This window comes from Helicobacter canis, assembly GCF_008693005.1.
Taxonomy (GTDB): domain Bacteria; phylum Campylobacterota; class Campylobacteria; order Campylobacterales; family Helicobacteraceae; genus Helicobacter_B; species Helicobacter_B canis.
Genome location: NZ_VXKE01000008.1, coordinates 45,383 through 63,235, shown reverse-complemented (window position 1 = coordinate 63,235; position 17,853 = coordinate 45,383). Strand labels below are relative to the sequence as shown.

Genomic DNA, 17,853 nt, shown 5'->3' with positions numbered 1-17,853 from the left:
GCCTATGGGAGGACTTAGCTACTATGCTATCAATGTTGGTGAGATAAATGGTGGTGATAAATTTATCAACGCCAATCCAGAGTCAAATATCACACCAGATTCTAGCAATATCGCCATACAAAGCCCCGATACACAAAGACACTTACTAGCTTTAATGCTTGCACTAGAGACAAGGCAGTATTTCTCTCAAGCTAGTTATTGGTTTATCAACATTGGAGCACAAAAAGATCTCTACATCTCTAATGGCAATAGAGAGCAGGTGCGGTTTGTGGGGAATAATTCTCTAAGCTATCGTAGTAATGATGGGCTTAATACCCATTTGCTTGGCACAGCAGGTGGAGAAGTGCTACTAGGCAAGCAGACATTTATCAACTTTGCTCTAGGGACAAAGATAGGGCTAAGCTATAAGGATATTAACCTTACAGCAAACCTAGGGGTAAGGTATGTGTTTTAGGGGGGTGGGGCAGAATGCAGCAAAAATCTTGTAAATAATAAAAAATATTATTAAAGAATAAGTATAATACTTCCAAATCTTAGAAAAAAGGTAAGAAAATGAGTAAAAATCGTGTGAGTGTCTATGCGATCTTAGGCATAGGATATGCTATTTTTGGTGTGATTATTTTGGGACTTTGTGTGTATGCCATTATGCGCATTGGCTTTATCGATGATAATCTTAAGCAAATCAACAATATAAATTCCGTCAAGCAGCGCGTGGCGATCGACTTCCGTGGAAGTGTGCATGACCGCTCTATCGCTATCCGCGATGTCGTGCTCCACACACCACAGAGTAAAGACTCCCTAGAATCTATCGTCAAAGAGATCAAAACCCTAGAATCTAACTACGCGCAAGCAAGAGATCGAATGGCGAAGATGTTTGAAGCAAGCAACGGGCTAGATGCTCAAGAAAAGGAGATTCTATCGCGCATTGATGCCATTAACACAAAGGCACTGCCGCTTATTGATGAGATTATTAGCCTAAGAAAATCTAGCCAAGATCAAGCAGCCTTTGCTAGGCTGCAAGAAGTGCGCCCAATGTTTGTAAGCTGGCTTGGGGTGATCAATGAGTTTATCAACCTAGAAGAGAGCAAGAACCAAGCCATAACCCCCCTTGTAGCCGATGTGGTGGCGGTGTTTAAAATAGTCTTTATCATAAGTGTCGTGCTATCAATCGTGCTTGGTGTGGGGATAGCGTTTTTCATCATACGCTATTTGTCTAAAATCTTAGGCGGTGAGCCAAATGTCGCTTCTGGGATCGTGCGGCTCATCGCTAGTGGTAATCTGCAAGAGTCCATTACCGCGCCAGAAAACTCTATGCTAAAAGACATTGCCAATATGCAAGCAAAGCTTAAGAGCATTGTAAGCGAGATCCTAACAAGTGCGCAAGAAATCTTCACAAATACCAAGGCAGTCGAAGAAGCCAATGCCAACTCGCAAAAAGCTTCAATGACTCAAAGCGACACGGCAAAGTCAAGTGCCACGCAGATTGCCAAAATCGCGCAAGGGATCACACAGATCACAGAGATAGCCAAGCAGACAGAAGAAAACTCCGCCAAGACACTAGAATCTGCCAAAAAGGGCAAGGAAGCAATGGCAGATACGCAAGCCACCATTGATGAAGTAACGCAAATGGTCAATACTTCAGCAGGGCAGATCCTTGAGCTAGAGAAGCAGTCTAATGAGATCAGCTCTAGCACAAACCTAATCGCTGAAATCGCTGATCAAACAAACCTACTCGCTTTAAATGCCGCCATTGAAGCAGCTAGAGCTGGCGAGCACGGGCGGGGCTTTGCCGTGGTGGCAGATGAAGTGCGCAAGCTAGCAGAGCGCACACAAGAATCCACCGCGCAAATTGCTACAATCATCAAGCATATACAAGATGAGATCAAGCGTGTATCAAACTCTATGAGCCAAGCTGTCCCACGCGCGCAAAAAAGTATCGAGCTAGCCGAGCAGACTTCAACGCTGCTTGATGAGATCGAAGCGCAAGCCACAGACTCTCTAGCAAAAGCCCAAAGTGTCAGCACACAAAGTAATGAGCAAGAAGAAAGCATAGTAAGCGTAGAGCAAAGAATGCAAGAGATGGTGCAAATATCTAATGACACTAATGTCCTTATGGAAAAAAGCCACACCGCAATCGCTGAGCTCTCCAAAATCTCCACAACGCTAAAAGAAAATATAGGATTCTTTAGACTCTAAGCCTTGCCCTAGGGCGCATAGCCTTCAGCAGTGGCTAGGGCTATAAAGATTGATAAAAGTCTAAAAACTGCGCCCTTAGGCTAATGAGTGAGTGCTCTTGCGCATTAGGGGTAGAGTCTAGCCACTCTTTAAAGTCCTTGGCAAGCCCACTTAGCTTGTGCTTTTTGGGCTTTTGTGCAAGGCTAGATTCTACAAGGGCGCGCAGATACTTCCAGCCCTGATAATATGGGAGCTTGACTTTTAGCATAAAGCCTGCGCTATCTTCTAGCACAAAGCCTTCGATAAAGCCATCTTCTCTTCTCCCACTGCCTAAGAGATTAGCCCTTGGCGGCTCACCGCTAGTATATACCCCGTGCTTTTGCAAAAACTCTACAAACTCCTCCCAGCACGCTATATCGCCTACCTTTTCTTTCACGCTAAAGCCAAATTTCGCCCCAAGCGCGCATAGCTCATCATAGGTGAGTTTAGTGAGATTTGGGGTATTGTAGATGGCATCAAGCAAGATTACTTGCGGGGTGCTGTAGGCGATGATGTGAGGGTCGCTCTTAGGGTCGATCACTTCAAACACTAGGCTTAGATTCTGCTCTTGTAGGTAAGTGGCAAGGCTAGATTCTAGGGCTTCTATGGATTGTGTAGCTTCTTGCGTGCTTTGGAGTGTGCTTGCGTGGCGGGCTAAATGCTGGGCGATAAGCTCGCGCATAGTTGCAGCATAGGGGCTTAGGGCATCGGATTTTGAAGTGATGAAGAGTTTGTTAGCATAGAGTTGGCGTAAGTCTTTGGTGCGATCTGTTTGGCACTCTTTTATTGGGGCTGCGCTAGAATCTAGGTTATTAGTTTGTCCTGTATTCTCTAGGATTCTAGGAATTGCGGTAGTGCTAGTGGTGCTTTTTGTGGATTTTAGGGCAGAGCAAGACTTGTGGTCTGCGGTTGCTCTAAAATCCACAAAATCACTGCTATGATTACCCAAAGCTGAATCCCTGTTTGCAAAAGTGGATTCTAGGGTTTTGCCACAATAAGGATTAGCACTCATTATGCCTAGGAAGCCATTTTCCTTGACATAGACTTGCACAGGGTAGGAGAGAGTGCGCTCTAAGGATTCTAGTGAGCTCTCTTCTCTCTCATAAAGGTTGAAAAACTTATCATAACTCCTTGCGACAATGCTATAAGAGTGCGTATCGATAAAGAGCCCGCGCGCCTTGCAAGTGAGCGTATCCCACTTCTTGCTATAAAAGACTTCTTTTGTAAAGTTGAAGCTTGAGATAGTGCCAAAGCTCTTTTCTCTAATCAAGGAGCTTTTGCGCAGCTTTTCTACAAGGCTGTGGATTTTCCTAGCATTATGTCTAGCATTTAATCGGCGCACTAGGGCAGGGTCTTTGCTATTTTGCAAGTAAATTTCACAAAAGTCTCTTTGCATAAGTCCTAGTAGATTCTGGCTAAAGATACCTTGTAGCTTGTGGGCTTGGGGATTGTGCGGCTTGAGGTGGAATCCTAAGCGCGTTTTATGCAAGATACACGCGCGCAAGCACCCGCCAAACTCCACGCCCCCTTCTAGTGCGAAGCTACGCTCACACACGCGCACGCCGTGCTTCTCTCTATTGCGATGTCCAAAGATCTGGTAAGTGCTAGAATCTGTGCTTGTATAAAAGCTCTTTGCACACTCTTGCATATCTTCATAGTCCCCGCTGCCATAGATGAGCTGCCGTGTGCTAATAAGTGTGAGATTATCTGGCAGGGTGGGTAAGCCCCCGTGTGTGCATAGCACCTGCTTATTGTCAAAGGTATAGTAAGCACATTGGCGCAATCGTGCATAGAGTCGGTGTGTATCTTTGGGGCTAAGTCCTGCTTGCTCTAAATCTTTCACGCTAAAGGTGCTAAACTCATTTTCCCCTAGCTCATCTCTCCCCCATTTTTGTAGCCACCGCTCGTGATTGCCCTCAAGCAGGCAGATATTGCGCTCTTCCATAATCGCTAGCAGCAGAGCCACGACTTCCCCGCTCCCCACGCCTCTATCGATATAATCACCCAAGAATATATAGTAGGAAGTAGGGTGGAAGAGTTGTAGGCAGATTTCTTTGGCGAAGTTGCTTTGGCGCAGGGCGTTTAGTGCCTGCTCCTTTGTGTGATAAGGCGGCGTGCGCGCTTCTAGGGAGAAAGTGTAGAGTAAGTATTCCACCACGCTTTCAATGCAGCCGTGTATATCGCCTATGTGGTGGATACTTGTGTAGGCGTTTAAATCGATAGGCTTTAAGCGTAAGTGCTCAAGCGCGGAATCTGGCTTTAGCAGTGTGTAGCGCGAGGGAAGGGCTTGGGCTAGAGAGTCCTTTAGTTTTTTTGCCATAGATTCTAGGATAGATTCTGGCACGGCTTTGTAGGCATCGCTTTGGCTTCTTAGGCTATTGCGCTTTTTTACTATCTCTAGGCTTACATCGCTAAAATCTAGCACAAAAATGCGGTAGCGATAGCTCTGTGCTAGGCTCTCATACGCGCGCAGGGCTTGCAAGCTTGTATGCGTGGCATCAATGATAGTGAAGTCCCCTCTAGCCATTCTTAGCTCTAAGAGCTCAAAGAGCAGCTTCCATACGCGCTTGTCGTTGGCTTGATTGATCGCATAGATAGAATCTACTTTTTGTGCGCCACTAGCGTGGAGCGTGTTTGGCTTAGGCAGTAAAATCGGCGCGCTTACCATAAGGCGCAAAATATCTGGGCTTAGGGTGTAGGCTTGCAGATTATGTGTGTGTATCCACGAGCTTTTCCCGCTTGCTGGAAGCCCACGCATAAGCAGAAGTGTGCGCATAGAGAATCCTTGAGTTATAAATTACATATCTGCTAGGGATAAAGGTGGTGGATCTTGTAGGACTTGAACCTACGACCAATCGGTTATGAGCCGAGTGCTCTGACCAGCTGAGCTAAAGATCCGCGGTGTTATCGGTATTTGGGGGAGCGCAAAATCGCCTTGAAAGGATTGGCATTATAACTGAAATTAAACCTAAAGGCAAGCAGGTTTTCTAGCAGTCCAAAAAATATCATAAAGGTGATGAAGCTGCTTCCACCATAGCTAAAGAGTGGCAGAGGTATCCCCACCACAGGGGCAAGCCCGATAGTCATACCGATATTTACCGCCACATAGAAAAACAGCAGCAATGCCACAGAGCAAGCCATCACCCGTAGGCGATAGTCTTTAGCATCAGTGAGTGAAAAGGATAAGATATGCAAAGTGAGAAAGATATAGAGCCCAAGCAGCCCAAGTGCGCCTAAAAGCCCATACCGCTCCGAAAAATACGCAAACACAAAATCACTTGTGGCAATGGGGAGGAATTTTAGCTGGGTTTGCGTGGAGTCTTCCTTTTTCTTCCCTAGCAAGCCGCCCGAGCCTATGGTGATGATACTCTGCTGGACATGGTAGCTGGGCTTTTCCGCGATGAAGTCGTGGATACGCTTTTTTTGATAGTCTTTGAGTGAGCCATAAATGAGCGGCGAAGCCACAATGATAGCGACAATAATCCCTGTCCAGATTTTGTAATTAACCCCGATTAAAAATAGCGTCCCAAACCCTACAAAGAGCACCACAAGCGCGGTGCCTAGATCGGGCTGTTTTAGGATTAGCACAAAGGGGAGCAGGGTATAGCCGCTAAGGATAGCAAACTGCTTTAGCCCATAGCCCTCCGGCGGTGGAGGGTTGTTGTGGATATGAAGCCCTAGAAGCAAGATGATAGCGACTTTCACAGGCTCGCTTGGCTGGATAGAAAACGCCCCTATGGTGATCCATCTCTGCGCGCCTAGCTGCTTAGTGCCGATGAAATACACAAGGATTAGCAGCACGATACAAATCCAGTAGAAAATCACCACTGATTTATTAAGCTGCCGCACAGGGATAAAGAACGCCACCACAAACGCACAAAGCCCGATAAGGATATAAATGCTCTGGCGGAGATTCTGGCTGGGGCTTGCTTCGCCTATGAGCAGGTATGAGAGCAGCACGATAGGGACTACAAGAATAGGGAGCAGTATGTCAAAGTGGATTAGCACGCGCCGATCGATCATCTTAAGTCCTAGATTCTAGCTAGTGGATTCTAGCTCGCTGCTTGATATAAGTGGGCTACTATGGGGGCGATTGTAGCACAAGGGGGCTTAAGTGCGCAAGCTAGGCTAGAATCTAGGGGCTAAAGCGTTTGGGTGTAGGGTGCTTATAGGGCTACTTGAGTGAGTGGGTGGAGTTTGGATCGACAGACTTGATAAGCTCTAAAATCTCTTGGTGGTAGAGCTCTTGGCTTGCTAGATTCTCGCGCATTTTGAAGCCTGCTTCAATGAGTGCGTAAAGCTCTGGCTTGGTCGTCTTCCACCGCTGGAGTGTGCGGGTGGTTATGCGCAGGATTCTGGCTTTGTCTCTTTGGGTGTATTTCATAATGCTTTGCCTTTAAATTTTTGGCATTTAAAGGCAAACTCTCTTTAAAGCTAACTATGACAATAAGTCGTTTTTATAAATTATTTAAGAAACTATGTCGTATCATTAGCAAGCTAGCAATCACAAAGGCGCGTAATGACACAAGATCAGGTAGAAAGTAGCAAAGTGAAAAACTTGAAATACTGCTAGGCAATCTTAATGTAAAGGAGCAACAATGACAAGCGAAAATCTAGGAAAAGCATTACAAATGGGGGTGTTTTATATCCCAAACTATCAGCGCGACTATGCGTGGGGGAGCGAGCAGTTTGATGATCTCTGGGAAGATTTGAAGGAAAATGTAAAGGTTGTTAAAGAAAAAGGACTAAGCGATGAAAGCGGGCATTTCTTAGGCACGATTGTCATCGCCCCGCACGGGTATAATGCTTACGATCTAATCGATGGGCAGCAGCGAATGACTACGATATTTATGCTGCTTACTGCGCTTATTGAGAGATCGGCAGAGAAAGATGAGCTAAAGCCGCAATATCTCATCAAAGGAGGCAAGCCTAGATTCCAAGTCATTGAGAAAAACCAAGACTTTTTCACCAAGCTTTTAGGCTATGCTGGTAGCTCGCATATCCCAGCAGAGCTGCAAAAACAAGCCCACACAAAAGGGCAGAAAAATCTCTGTGAAGTGTTTAAAAAGATTTTAAGTAGTGTAAATTTACCGCAAGATGAGATCAATCTCTATATCGATACTTTGCTAGCGATGCAGCTAATCGTGTTTAAAGAGAGTAACGCTGGGCAGGCGATAAGGACATTTCAAAGTGTCAATGATCGCGGCGTGCCGCTAAAGACATTTGACAAGCTTAAATCGCTGCTAATCTACTACTCCAATCGCTATTGTGATGCAAGGCTTGATGATAAGATCAATGATCTCTTTGGCGAGATTTTTGAGTATTCTGCGCGTATAGAGAGCCATAAGCATAGCTCAGTAGTAGGGGGGACAGATTTCAAAGAAGCTGAAATGCTGCGCCACCACCTAGGCAGCTACCCTACTTTGCCGCTCAAAAAATCGGCGATGGGTCCTAGAGTTACCACAGAGATGACATATAAAATCATTAAAGACTATCTAGCACACTGCAAAGAAGATCCGCTGGGTTTAGGGGAGTTTATCGATCATTATGTGATGGATTTGCGCGACTTTTTTAAGACATTTGTAGAGATTTTAGACAAAATCGATACAAGCAAGGTGCTTTTTGAGTGCCTGTATTTGGAGAATCTAAACCCGCGCCTTTACCCCACGCTTGTGCGTCTCTATATGCAGCCGACAAACGCAAAGACAGAAGAGCTAGTAGAGCTCATCACTAGGGCAGACTTCGTGCTATCCAAGCTTTTCCGCACTGAGTCGGTATATAACATCAATGCGGTGATACTAGAAAATGGATTGATGTATCTAACTAAAACAGACCTGCTGCAAGAGATACAAAAGATCTGCATAAAAGCAGACAGAAACTTCCAAAACAAGATTAAAGATTTCGTGCAAAGTGCGTTTAATACCGATAGCAAAGCTGGCTACCACTATGTGTTTCTCAAGCAAACTTGCCCTAATTTGACGATAGGAGATCTACTAAAGCTTGTTACAACTTCTCAAGGGAATTTTGACCTAGGCAATGCGCTAGGTATCGAGCATATATGCCCGCAGAGCTGGGGCGATAAGGAAGAGTGGAGGGGCTATGGCTTTAGCGATAGGGGGGAATTTGAAGGGCTTAAGCACTCGTATGGGAATCTACTCTCCCTAGAAAAGAGTCTCAATAGTGAAGCAGGCGATAAATCCCCAGAGCAAAAGCAAGCCGCGTATGGAAGATCTCATATCCCCTATACTGCGCAGTTTGGCAGCCAAGTGGAGAAATTTGACAAAGAAGTGATTATAAAGCGCAATGAAGAAGCCATCGCGTTTCTCAAAGAATTTTTCAAAGACTTTATAGATTAGAGTTTGCCTAAGCTTCGCATATAGCTATATGTGAAAGCGCAAGGATATGGAATGGGGTATGACGATAGATTTGCTCACTCATACAAACAAAACTTACACAATGACCGAGATAGCCAAAGAGTTGAATCTCAAATCAGCAGTAGAGTTGAATAATAAGCTGTGCGAGCTAAAGATACAATACAAGTCTAATGGCACTTGGGTAATGTATAGCAAGTATTCTAATCGTGGCTTTGAACTTATTAAACAGGAGGTGCTAGATAATGGTCGTGTAATATATCATAGGAAAATAACACAAATCGGTAGAGAGTTTATATTAAATCTAATACAAGGAGCAGGAAAATGAAGAAGTTGTTGTTATGTGTGCTTTTATTTGTTGGCACGGCAGGCGCAAAAGAAACTCACATCATAGGAAATATAGATGAGATTTATGATGGCGATATGAAAGTTATGCAATTTGTAGATGGGAACGATGTTGTTAGAGTTGTTTCAATACCTGGCAATATTAGTGATACTCGAGATAATTTGGGTGTTGTATGCGAAGCACCAGCAAACTATGATTTAGTTAGTGGCTCTATGAGAGCGGTCTATCCTATCTTTAAAAATATTGATTGGAAGCAAAAATTGCAAAAAATTGAGACCCCTTAGAGAATTTGTATGTAGGCTTTTATATGCACCAGAAATAAAGGAGACAAAATGACTTACCAAGAAATTAACATTGATGAAAAGAAACAAAGAAATGCACGCAAAGAAACTCACACTAACAATACAAGGACAGCACGAGGATTTTCAAGGCGCATATTGTATGTGGATTAAAAGTGTCAAAGGCTTTAACCCCACTAAGCATTGCATTAAATGCTTTGATGGCAAGTATATAAATATCAAACCCACGCACTTCACACAGCCATTTAAGACAAACACGCCCTACACTTTTGCACTTGATAACTCCCCCAAGCTTACATCGCATTTAATCAATGGCGAGATTCTGCACTACTTTTGCATTGTCGCACAGCCCTATAATTGGAGTCTCAATATCCACGCGGGCTTTATCTACTCACAAGGCGATATAATCGAGCGCACATTCAAAGAGCAGAAAATCACCATAGAAAATGCTAAAGAAATTTACTTCGATGATAGCGTAGTGAGAGAAAAGTATTCTCACTTGCCAAAAGAATTTACCACTTGCAGAAACTTCCACTTTGGCGCGTATTATTATGGCTAGATTCTAGCTTGCAAGCAGGCTTTAGGGCTTGTGCGCAAAAGCTAGAATCTAAGCGCGCTAGCTTGTCTCGCGCCACCTACACCACAGGCAGAGCACGGCTTGTGATAAAGCTGCGCATAGGCTTCTCATATTGACAGCTCGCGCAAGCCCCGTGCTTTTGCCCATCGGGTGTGAGTGCTTGGCGCATAGCGATAAGCTTGTCGCTCATAAATAAATCAAAGAGATCTTGCTTGGCAATATCGCCTAGAATGTAGCCCTTATGCGCCTCTACATCGCTTCGCAAGTTGCAGCAGGGCATAGCCAAGCCATTATAGTCTATATACATATCCATAAGCGGATAGTAGCAGCCCTTTGTGCGCACGCTCTGGCTTCTCTGCTTGATTGGCTCAATCACCCCGCCTCTATCGCTACCGCTTAAGGCTGGATTCCAGCTGCGGTAAAACACTTGCATTTTCTCATACGCGAAGCTCACCCCGTATTCTTGCGGCGTATCGATATAAGTGATATATGATAGCCCTAGCTTCTTGCCCATTTTTGCCATAGCGGGCTTGATGTAGGACTCCACATCAAAGGACTCATTTTTTGTGCCATAGTAGCTCATTAGCAAAAAGCTAGCCCCAGCATCTGCTAGCGCGTCTAAATACTCTCTATTTAGATAGTCTCCATTGCTAAAAATCCCTAGAGTCGCCTTGGGTAGCTTGGATCTAGCTTGGCGCAGGCGTTTTAGGATAAGCTCTTTGTTTGCTAGAGTTTCGTTGAATCTATGGAAATTAAGCATTCCAGCGTAGTTGATCTCTGCGAGATTATCGATACACTTGAGAAATAGCTCTTCTTGCAGCTCGATGTTTTTAGACTTTCTATCGATGATGGAGTTTGGGCAAAACCAGCAGGTGCGATTGCAAAAGCTAGAAATCTCGATTTCTATCAGCTTTAGATTCTGGGCTAGAAGCTGCTTTTTGCGCGCTCTATCAGTCGTGGGCGTGGTGAGTGCGATATAGCGATTAAGCGCATTTAGAGCATCGCTAGCCCTAGAATCTAGCTTGGCAGTATCTTTAGTGCTTTTAGCAAGCTTGGTGCGATAGTAGTGCCGCGCTTTAAAAGGGACATAGGGCTTAATGGTTTGCTTAAAAGCGTGTAGGCTCATAGATTTCCTTTATTGATAGTGTCGCGCTAGGTGGTTTAGGTTGTGGGCGCGTTTGCGATTGTATGTTTTTTTTGTAAAGAGCTTAAAGCGGCGGAGCATTAAGGCGTAAAGTCGTGGGGCTTTGGCATTATGCAAAGGAGTCTTATTATTGGCGTGATATTTCATAAAAACATTAGAAAATCCGTGCTACAATCGCGCCCGTCTCAAGCAATATTGGCAAGATTAAGCATTTCATCAAGCAAGTATCAATCATAGAACTATCAGCGGGAATTTATCTATCGCTTTTACAAAGCGGATTTGGAGCAGTGATGAGAATCTACCTTGATAACAACGCGACCACAATGGTCGATCCTAAAGTAAAAGAAGCAATGGAGCCGTTTTTCTGCGAGCATTATGGGAATCCAAATAGCCTGCATAAATATGGCACAGAAACGCACCCGGCAATCGCTGATGCGCTTGAGAAGCTCTACGCTGGTATCAATGCGCGCGATGAAGATGACATCATCATCACAAGCTGTGCCACAGAGAGCAATAATTGGGTGCTTAAAGGCGTGTATTTTGACAAAATTAGAAGCGGAGAGAAAAGCCACATTATCACCACAGAAGTCGAGCACCCAGCCGTGGGGGCAACTTGCGACTTTTTAGAGAGCTTGGGCGTGAAAATCACGCGCCTAAAGGTCAATAAACACGGCGCGATCTATGCCAAAGATGTGCGGGAAGCCATCAGCGATGAAACCGCGCTTGTAAGCGTAATGTGGGCAAACAACGAAACCGGCGCGATTTTCCCCATCGAAGAAATCGGCGAGATTTGTAGGGAGAGAGGCGTGCTGTTTCACACGGACGCGGTGCAGGCGATTGGCAAAATCCCCGTGTGCGTGCAAAGCGCGAATGTGGATTTTCTAAGCTTTAGCGCGCATAAGTTCCACGGACCAAAGGGCGTGGGCGGGCTTTACATTAGAAAAGGTGTGGGGCTAACCCCACTGCTACACGGCGGAGAGCATATGCGAGGGCGGCGATCGGGCACGCTTAATGTGCCTTATATCGTGGGTATGGGCGAGGCTATGCGGCTTGCGGTGGAGTATTTAGACTATGAAAATAGCTATGTCAAAAACCTGCGCGATACGCTAGAATCCAAACTGCTTGGGCTAGATGATGTGCAAGTCATCGGCGATATTACCCACCGCGTGCCAAACACGATCCTAGTGAGCGTGAAGGGCATTGAGGGAGAGGCAATGCTGTGGGATTTAAACAAAGCTGGCATTGCAGCTTCCACAGGTAGCGCGTGTGCGAGCGAGGACTTAGAGGCAAATCCCATTATGGTAGCAGTAGGCGCGGATAAAGAGCTGGCTCACACGGCGATTAGAATCTCTCTAAGCCGCTACAACACGCAAGCCGAGATGGACTACACTTTTGAAGTGTTTAAAAAGGCGGTGGAGAGGCTTAGGGCAATCTCTAGTAGCTATGAGAGCTAGATTCTAGCGGCATTCACATTTGGGTATGCAATTTGCGCGATTATGGGGATTTTAGGATAGTCATTACCGCTTTAGGTAACTCCTACCCTAAAATCCCCATAAAACACGCAAAACGAAGTTTCTTTAGAAAGCCATACCGCAACTGCTAGAATGTGGGATTTTCGTCTTAGAATTGCTAGGGTTTGCATTGAGCGGCTTATTCCGCCTTTGTAATTTTTTCAAAGATACTGCCGCAGAGTGTTTTAATGTGCTAGATACTAGAATCTAAGCGGCAATTTTATACAACAACTAAAGGAAAGAAAATGGCAAAGAATGACTTAATCGGTGGTGCGTTATGGGGCACAGATTTTTAATGAAACTTACGATTGTATCACAAAGATACTTCCGCAGTATGTTTAGTGCGTGTGAAATGCGCTAGATTCTACTTTGCTTTTGAGTAGAGTGGTTGATAAGACTTTATAGGCGGTCATACTTTGGGTAATGACTTAGGTAGCTAGTTAAGCGTAGATTCTAAGGAGTATTAAATGGCTTTTATTGAAACAATGAGTCCTACCAACACGCTGTTCCTTATGCTTTGCTCACTTCTAGTGCTACTTATGACACCATCTCTTGCGATGTTTTATGCTGGAATGGTGAAGTCCAAAAACACGCTTAATACTATTATGAATTGCTTCATTGGTTTTGGGGTGATTTCTCTGCAATGGATTGTTGTGGGGTATAGCTTGAGTTTTGGGACGGATAGCTGGTTTGGGATTGTGGGGAGCTTGGAGCATTTGTTTGTCGCAAACACTACTAGTGTCAATGAAAATGGAATCCCAAATATTTTGTTTGTCATCTTTCAAATGATGTTTGCTCTCATCGCTGCGGCAATTATCACAGGCTCACTTGTGGGGCGTATCAAGCTTGGTGTGCTTGTGGTGTTTTTGCTTTTGTGGAGCACTTTTGTGTATGATGTTTTGGCACATATGATTTGGAGTGAAAATGGCTTTTTACTTGCACGAGGTGGCTTAGACTTCGCTGGTGGCGGTGTGGTGCATATTAGCTCTGGTGTAGCTGGGCTTGTGGGAGTGCTGATTGTAGGTGCGAGAAAAGAGAATATCCCCTATACGCAAGGTGCGCATTCTGTGCCGTATGCGTTTTTGGGTGCGATACTGCTTTTCATCGGTTGGCTTGGGTTTAACTCTGGGAGTGCTGGAAAAGTAGATTCTATTGCTGTGAATGCTTTTGTTGTTAGCATTATCTCTGCTGCAAGTGGCTATTTTATGTGGGTGCTATTAGAGTGGGTCATACACAGACGCCCCACGATTCTAGGCTCACTTAGTGGGCTTGTAGCTGGGCTTGTGAGTATAACGCCCGGTTGCGGTTTTGTGAGTGTTGGCTCAAGTGTGCTTGTCGGTGCTTTGGGTGCTTGTATCTGCTACTTTGGGCTAAGTTTTATCAAAGATAAGCTGAAGCTTGATGATTCGCTTGATGCCTTTAGTTTGCACGGCATTGGCGGGATTTGGGGCGGAATCGCCACAGGTCTTTTTGCAAATGGTGCGGTGAATCCAGCAGTAGTAGCACAAGGGGCGTTAGGTGAGGGCTTGTTTATAAGCGGGGAGTTTGAGCTGCTTATTGAGCAGCTTTATGCAATCGGGATTTGTATCGCTCTATCGGCTGTGGTAAGCTATGTGATTTTCAAAGCTATAGCGTTTTTTACAGATTTGCGTGTAGATGAGGAAGTAGAGAAACACGGGCTAGATTCTAGACTACACGGCGAGAATGCGTATAATCATAATTGAAAGGAAAGAAAATGGCAAAGAATGACTTAATCGGTGGTGCGTTATGGGACGCATATTCAAACAAAGTAAGCGAGAGAATGGATAATCCCACACATTTAGGCGTTTTGACACAAAAGGACGCTGATGAAAAGGGAGCAAAGCTCATCGTGGCAGACTATGGTGCAGAGTCGTGTGGCGATGCGGTGCGGCTGTATTGGCTTGTGGATAGCAATGACACAATCATTGATGCGAAATTTAAGAGCTTTGGCTGTGGGACGGCGATTGCAAGTAGTGATATGATGGTAGAGCTCTGCCTTGGCAAAAAGGTGCAAGATGCGGTAAAAATCACCAACCTTGATGTAGAGCACGCCTTGCGTGATGACCCAGACACCCCAGCAGTCCCTGGGCAGAAAATGCACTGCTCTGTTATGGCGTATGATGTGATTAAAAAGGCGGCTGGGATTTATCTAGGCAAGGACGCAGCGGACTTTGAGAGTGAAATCATCGTGTGTGAATGCGCACGCGTTAGCCTATCTACCATTAAAGAAGTCATCAAGCTAAATGATTTAAAAAGCGTAGAAGACATTACCAACTACACAAAAGCAGGGGCGTTTTGTAAAAGCTGCATTAAGCCCGGCGGACACGAGGCAAGGGAGTATTATTTGGTAGATATACTCGCACAAGTAAGGGCGGAGATGGATAAAGAATCTGTGAAAAAAGTCGCTGATAAAGGTAGCGAAATCGCATTTGCTGAAATGACCATAGCCCAAAAGGTGCGTGCTATTGATAAGGTCATTGATGAGCATATCCGCCCTATGCTTATGATGGATGGCGGCGATATGGAGATTTTAGACATTAAAGACACAAGCGATGGATTTATCGATGTGTATATCCGCTATCTTGGGGCGTGTAGCGGCTGTGCGAGTGGGGCAACTGGCACACTCTATGCCATAGAATCCATTTTGCAAGAAAACTTACACCCAAATATCCGCGTGCTACCCATCTAAGCTAGAATCTAGCCTAGCTAGATTCTAGCTTAGATTATTCCTAGATTATGCCCAAATTATATCCTTGGGGGGCTTGGGCTCTCTAGCACTGCTTTAAAATCTCTTGTATCTCTTTGCTGTAAGCTACTTGGGGCATTTCTTCGATGTAGGAGAGTGCTACTTGCTTGAATCCATAGCGGATAAGGTCTTTGAGAAATTGGTGGAAGTCATCGCGCTCAGTGAAGATGATTTTGGTGCTAAAGATGAGATTTTCAAATACCTCTTTAAAACCCTTTGCCTTACATAGCTTGGTGAAGTCCTTATATGCTATGCCATTTAGCTGCTCGGATTCTAGGGAGTCTTCTTTCTCCACGGCTTTGGAGATGTGGTTTAAGCTCGCGTCAAACTCGCGCAAGATGTCAAGCATTTGTGTCTGTATCGTATCTTGCTGTGCGCGTGGGGCAGAAGCTAGGAGAATCTGGTAAAGCTCGGTGAAAATCTCGGCTTTTTTGGGGAAGTCTTGAGCGATGTCGGCGATTAGCACGCCTATACGCGCGCTTTTATCACTAGAATCTAGCAGCAATGCCAAGCCAAAGCAGCGGGCTGCTAGGGTGAAGTCTCTTGCTGCTAGAGCTTTGTAGCCCTTGGTGATTAGCCGCTTTTTGCGTGGATTGTATGAGGGATATGCTGGGATTGTGGTCATACTCTGCCTTTATCGAACTTCTACCACTTCCATATCTGGGTGTATATCGCGCTTGAGCTGCTGCTCTACACCGCGCTTTAGCGTGATATGCGAAGCCGAGCAGCCTTGACAAGCTCCAAGCAAGCGCACATACACCTTGCCGCCTTTAATCTCTTGTAGCTCGATGTCGCCAGAATCGCGCAAAAGATGTGGGCGCACCTTTTCTAATGATCGCTGCACAGGCTCATAAAGCTCACTATCGCTAAAGGGCAGCATTACACTCCTTGTGGGGGTCTAAATTGATATGTGTTTATAACTGGGTTTGTTAAACAATGCAAGCCAAGCTAGAATCTAAATTTTGTCATTGCCAGACACTGCGCCAGCAGTGGCGTGGCAATCTATATTTTTGCGTTAGCAAAATTATCGCTCCTAGAATCCACTTGCACGCTAGATTCTAGCTTCTCCTTTGTGAGAGCAAGCCCGAGCAAAGTGGCGGCAATCAAGGCGACACAAAGCCTAGAATCTATACTTCCTAGAATCTATACTTCGCGCCCAAGGTTACTAAATGTAGCTGCCCTAAGCCGTCTTTACTTTGGATAAAGCTCTCTCTATTGTCTTTGAGTGCGAGCGAGTAGGCAAGCCCCACATCTGCTCTCCCGTCAAAGAGATTATACCTAGCACCAAGCCCTAGCATATAGGCATTAGCATCAGGGATACCAAATTTATCTCTGCCTTGAGGCACGGGGGTAAAATCTAGCGCGAGCGATCCCATTAGAGTTAGATTCTGTGTGGAGAAGTGTGTAAAGCCTAGGCGGAAGGCATTGCTATTTTTCCAGCCTCGTCCCATAGCCACGGCATTGTAGTCGGCTCCTGCCATATTTTGGTATGCCATTGCGATAATGGTATCTTCAAATCCTTTTGTAAAGCCTTGTGCATTGCTAAATTCTTGATTTCTATAAGCAAACTCAAATATATCCGCACTTCCCCAGAATGTATGCTCATAGGTAAATTCTGCTAGGAGCTTGCCTAGCCTTTGAGCTAGGGCGACATTAAGGGTATCGGGCAAATGTGTAGAAAGTAGCAAGTCTGCTTGCATATCGACCGTTCCTTTTCCAGCCAATATTCCGCCATCTATGTGTGAAGTAGCAGAGAGCTTGCCTTTCATATCAAAATGCACTTTAGAGCGATAGGTGGCTGCAAGGGTGGTAGAGTGCGTGAGCTTGAGCGTGGCTGCGACATTGTAGCCATAGCCCCAAGCACTTGTTTTGGATTGCTGCTGCACCTTTGTCGTGCCGCTAATGTTTAAGCCCATACCCATAGCATTATCCGCACGATATGGGACATATAACGCATTATCAAAATCCCCAGATCCATAGATGATACGCGCTCCAGCAGCAAGCCCTAGCCGATCCCATAGCGTGATTGAGACCACAGGGTTTGTCTCTATCATCATTATCCCAACTTTGTCTAAAAACTCTCCCCCTTCTCCGTCCCAGTCCATACTTAAGCCAGAAGGCGCGGTAAGAGATAGCCCGAAGTTTGTCTTAAAAAAGCTTCCTATATGCCAAGGCTTGGTTTTGAAAAATATCTTTGGCGCGAATGCTAGCGTGGTGTTTGCCCTACCACTTACGACAGCGGGTCCTGCTGGGCGATTTGGACCAAGAGTAGCTCCACCTCCCGTAGAAATTTCCCCTTTATCTCTACCTGCCGTAGTAAAGTCAAACTCCGGGATAAAAATCATCGTCCCATTGACTTCTAGCTCATTTGCTTCATCAAAGCCCATATTCGCGGGATTATAGTAGCTGGAGTCTGCGCCATAAGCCCCAGCGATATATGCAGAGTTTAGCGCGGTGCCATTTAGGCTCTGCTCTGCAAGCTTAAAGCCAGAGGCTTGCGCTAGGCTGCAAGCACAGAGTGAAGCAAGCACGCTAAGCTTGGTAAGCCTTGATGACTTTGCGCTAAGTGCGCACCTTTTAGCCATTATCATCGTATATCCTTTTCAATAAATATTGGGGTATTT

At 45.2% G+C, this 17,853-nt stretch carries 16 protein-coding genes, 1 tRNA gene and 1 pseudogene; 9 read left to right on the top strand and 9 right to left on the bottom strand.

Annotated features, from left to right (window positions below; translation table 11 throughout):
- Positions 1-454 (top strand): annotated as a pseudogene (locus F4V45_RS09360) (autotransporter outer membrane beta-barrel domain-containing protein); the annotation flags it as partial.
- 98 nt (positions 455-552) lie between these two features.
- Positions 553-2,196 carry a methyl-accepting chemotaxis protein gene (locus F4V45_RS03305; RefSeq protein WP_150337048.1) on the top strand — a complete coding sequence of 548 codons (1,644 nt, stop codon included), beginning with the start codon at positions 553-555 and terminating at the stop codon, positions 2,194-2,196.
- A 40-nt stretch (positions 2,197-2,236) separates the two neighbouring features.
- Here F4V45_RS03305 and F4V45_RS03300 read toward each other — a convergent pair whose 3' ends face one another.
- The 4 genes from F4V45_RS03300 to F4V45_RS03285 form a co-directional block, all read right to left on the bottom strand.
- Positions 2,237-4,990 (bottom strand): RNA ligase, encoded by a 2,754-nt coding sequence (locus F4V45_RS03300; RefSeq protein WP_150337047.1) that lies wholly within the window; start codon positions 4,988-4,990, stop codon positions 2,237-2,239.
- A 45-nt stretch (positions 4,991-5,035) separates the two neighbouring features.
- Positions 5,036-5,112 (bottom strand) — tRNA-Ile (locus tag F4V45_RS03295).
- Between the two features lie 6 nt (positions 5,113-5,118).
- Positions 5,119-6,237, bottom strand: coding sequence for an FtsW/RodA/SpoVE family cell cycle protein (locus F4V45_RS03290; protein ID WP_150337046.1), 1,119 nt, complete (start codon positions 6,235-6,237; stop codon positions 5,119-5,121).
- Positions 6,238-6,388: 151 nt separating this feature from the next.
- Positions 6,389-6,598 carry a hypothetical protein gene (locus F4V45_RS03285; protein ID WP_150337045.1) on the bottom strand — a complete coding sequence of 70 codons (210 nt, stop codon included), beginning with the start codon at positions 6,596-6,598 and terminating at the stop codon, positions 6,389-6,391.
- A 214-nt stretch (positions 6,599-6,812) separates the two neighbouring features.
- Between F4V45_RS03285 and F4V45_RS03280 the strand changes: the two genes are divergently transcribed.
- From F4V45_RS03280 to F4V45_RS03265, 4 genes are all read left to right on the top strand, one after another.
- On the top strand, positions 6,813-8,570 hold the full coding sequence (locus tag F4V45_RS03280) for a DUF262 domain-containing protein (protein WP_150337044.1): 1,758 nt from the start codon (positions 6,813-6,815) through the stop codon (positions 8,568-8,570).
- 46 nt (positions 8,571-8,616) lie between these two features.
- The gene (locus tag F4V45_RS03275) at positions 8,617-8,913 is read left to right on the top strand and encodes a phage antirepressor KilAC domain-containing protein (RefSeq protein ID WP_150337043.1); all 297 of its coding nucleotides are present in this window, start codon (positions 8,617-8,619) and stop codon (positions 8,911-8,913) included.
- Positions 8,910-9,215: a hypothetical protein gene (locus tag F4V45_RS03270; RefSeq protein WP_150337042.1), complete on the top strand. Its 306-nt coding sequence runs from the start codon at positions 8,910-8,912 to the stop codon at positions 9,213-9,215. The genes F4V45_RS03275 and F4V45_RS03270 overlap by 4 nt, the downstream gene beginning before the upstream one ends.
- A gap of 157 nt (positions 9,216-9,372) precedes the next feature.
- Positions 9,373-9,789 (top strand): hypothetical protein, encoded by a 417-nt coding sequence (locus F4V45_RS03265; RefSeq protein ID WP_170235142.1) that lies wholly within the window; start codon positions 9,373-9,375, stop codon positions 9,787-9,789.
- A 76-nt stretch (positions 9,790-9,865) separates the two neighbouring features.
- Here F4V45_RS03265 and F4V45_RS03260 read toward each other — a convergent pair whose 3' ends face one another.
- Positions 9,866-10,933, bottom strand: a complete 1,068-nt coding sequence (locus F4V45_RS03260; RefSeq protein WP_150337040.1) for a radical SAM/SPASM domain-containing protein — start codon at positions 10,931-10,933, stop codon at positions 9,866-9,868.
- A 9-nt stretch (positions 10,934-10,942) separates the two neighbouring features.
- Complete coding sequence (locus F4V45_RS09355; protein WP_170235141.1) at positions 10,943-11,098, bottom strand: hypothetical protein; 156 nt, start codon at positions 11,096-11,098, stop codon at positions 10,943-10,945.
- 143 nt (positions 11,099-11,241) lie between these two features.
- Between F4V45_RS09355 and F4V45_RS03255 the strand changes: the two genes are divergently transcribed.
- The 3 genes from F4V45_RS03255 to F4V45_RS03245 all read left to right on the top strand — a co-directional run bounded on the left by F4V45_RS03255 (position 11,242) and on the right by F4V45_RS03245 (position 15,172).
- The gene (locus tag F4V45_RS03255; protein ID WP_150337039.1) at positions 11,242-12,405 is read left to right on the top strand and encodes a NifS family cysteine desulfurase; all 1,164 of its coding nucleotides are present in this window, start codon (positions 11,242-11,244) and stop codon (positions 12,403-12,405) included.
- 524 nt (positions 12,406-12,929) lie between these two features.
- Positions 12,930-14,186, top strand: a complete 1,257-nt coding sequence (locus F4V45_RS03250) for an ammonium transporter (protein ID WP_150337038.1) — start codon at positions 12,930-12,932, stop codon at positions 14,184-14,186.
- 11 nt (positions 14,187-14,197) lie between these two features.
- Positions 14,198-15,172, top strand: coding sequence for an iron-sulfur cluster assembly scaffold protein (locus F4V45_RS03245; RefSeq protein WP_150337037.1), 975 nt, complete (start codon positions 14,198-14,200; stop codon positions 15,170-15,172).
- Between the two features lie 82 nt (positions 15,173-15,254).
- On the opposite strand, the gene F4V45_RS03240 is transcribed toward F4V45_RS03245, so the two are convergent.
- From F4V45_RS03240 to F4V45_RS03230, 3 genes are all read right to left on the bottom strand, one after another.
- The gene (locus F4V45_RS03240; RefSeq protein ID WP_150337036.1) at positions 15,255-15,854 is read right to left on the bottom strand and encodes a histidine kinase; all 600 of its coding nucleotides are present in this window, start codon (positions 15,852-15,854) and stop codon (positions 15,255-15,257) included.
- 9 nt (positions 15,855-15,863) lie between these two features.
- Positions 15,864-16,109, bottom strand: a complete 246-nt coding sequence (locus F4V45_RS03235; protein ID WP_115010902.1) for a NifU family protein — start codon at positions 16,107-16,109, stop codon at positions 15,864-15,866.
- Positions 16,110-16,365: 256 nt separating this feature from the next.
- The gene (locus tag F4V45_RS03230; protein ID WP_150337035.1) at positions 16,366-17,820 is read right to left on the bottom strand and encodes an OmpP1/FadL family transporter; all 1,455 of its coding nucleotides are present in this window, start codon (positions 17,818-17,820) and stop codon (positions 16,366-16,368) included.
- Positions 17,821-17,853 lie beyond the last annotated feature (33 nt).

What these genes read in the sequence shown, in the direction of transcription:
- F4V45_RS03235 (WP_115010902.1), bottom strand. Translation starts at nt 16,109, where the DNA reads ATGCTGCCCTTTAGCGATAGTGAGCTTTATGAGCCTGTGCAGCGATCA.
- F4V45_RS03265 (WP_170235142.1), top strand. Translation starts at nt 9,373, where the DNA reads ATGTGGATTAAAAGTGTCAAAGGCTTTAACCCCACTAAGCATTGCATT.
- F4V45_RS03245 (WP_150337037.1), top strand. Translation starts at nt 14,198, where the DNA reads ATGGCAAAGAATGACTTAATCGGTGGTGCGTTATGGGACGCATATTCA.
- F4V45_RS09355 (WP_170235141.1), bottom strand. Translation starts at nt 11,098, where the DNA reads ATGAAATATCACGCCAATAATAAGACTCCTTTGCATAATGCCAAAGCC.
- F4V45_RS03240 (WP_150337036.1), bottom strand. Translation starts at nt 15,854, where the DNA reads ATGACCACAATCCCAGCATATCCCTCATACAATCCACGCAAAAAGCGG.
- F4V45_RS03270 (WP_150337042.1), top strand. Translation starts at nt 8,910, where the DNA reads ATGAAGAAGTTGTTGTTATGTGTGCTTTTATTTGTTGGCACGGCAGGC.
- F4V45_RS03275 (WP_150337043.1), top strand. Translation starts at nt 8,617, where the DNA reads ATGGAATGGGGTATGACGATAGATTTGCTCACTCATACAAACAAAACT.
- F4V45_RS03300 (WP_150337047.1), bottom strand. Translation starts at nt 4,990, where the DNA reads ATGCGCACACTTCTGCTTATGCGTGGGCTTCCAGCAAGCGGGAAAAGC.
- F4V45_RS03230 (WP_150337035.1), bottom strand. Translation starts at nt 17,820, where the DNA reads ATGATAATGGCTAAAAGGTGCGCACTTAGCGCAAAGTCATCAAGGCTT.
- F4V45_RS03255 (WP_150337039.1), top strand. Translation starts at nt 11,242, where the DNA reads ATGAGAATCTACCTTGATAACAACGCGACCACAATGGTCGATCCTAAA.
- F4V45_RS03290 (WP_150337046.1), bottom strand. Translation starts at nt 6,237, where the DNA reads ATGATCGATCGGCGCGTGCTAATCCACTTTGACATACTGCTCCCTATT.
- F4V45_RS03285 (WP_150337045.1), bottom strand. Translation starts at nt 6,598, where the DNA reads ATGAAATACACCCAAAGAGACAAAGCCAGAATCCTGCGCATAACCACC.
- F4V45_RS03250 (WP_150337038.1), top strand. Translation starts at nt 12,930, where the DNA reads ATGGCTTTTATTGAAACAATGAGTCCTACCAACACGCTGTTCCTTATG.
- F4V45_RS03260 (WP_150337040.1), bottom strand. Translation starts at nt 10,933, where the DNA reads ATGAGCCTACACGCTTTTAAGCAAACCATTAAGCCCTATGTCCCTTTT.
- F4V45_RS03280 (WP_150337044.1), top strand. Translation starts at nt 6,813, where the DNA reads ATGACAAGCGAAAATCTAGGAAAAGCATTACAAATGGGGGTGTTTTAT.
- F4V45_RS03305 (WP_150337048.1), top strand. Translation starts at nt 553, where the DNA reads ATGAGTAAAAATCGTGTGAGTGTCTATGCGATCTTAGGCATAGGATAT.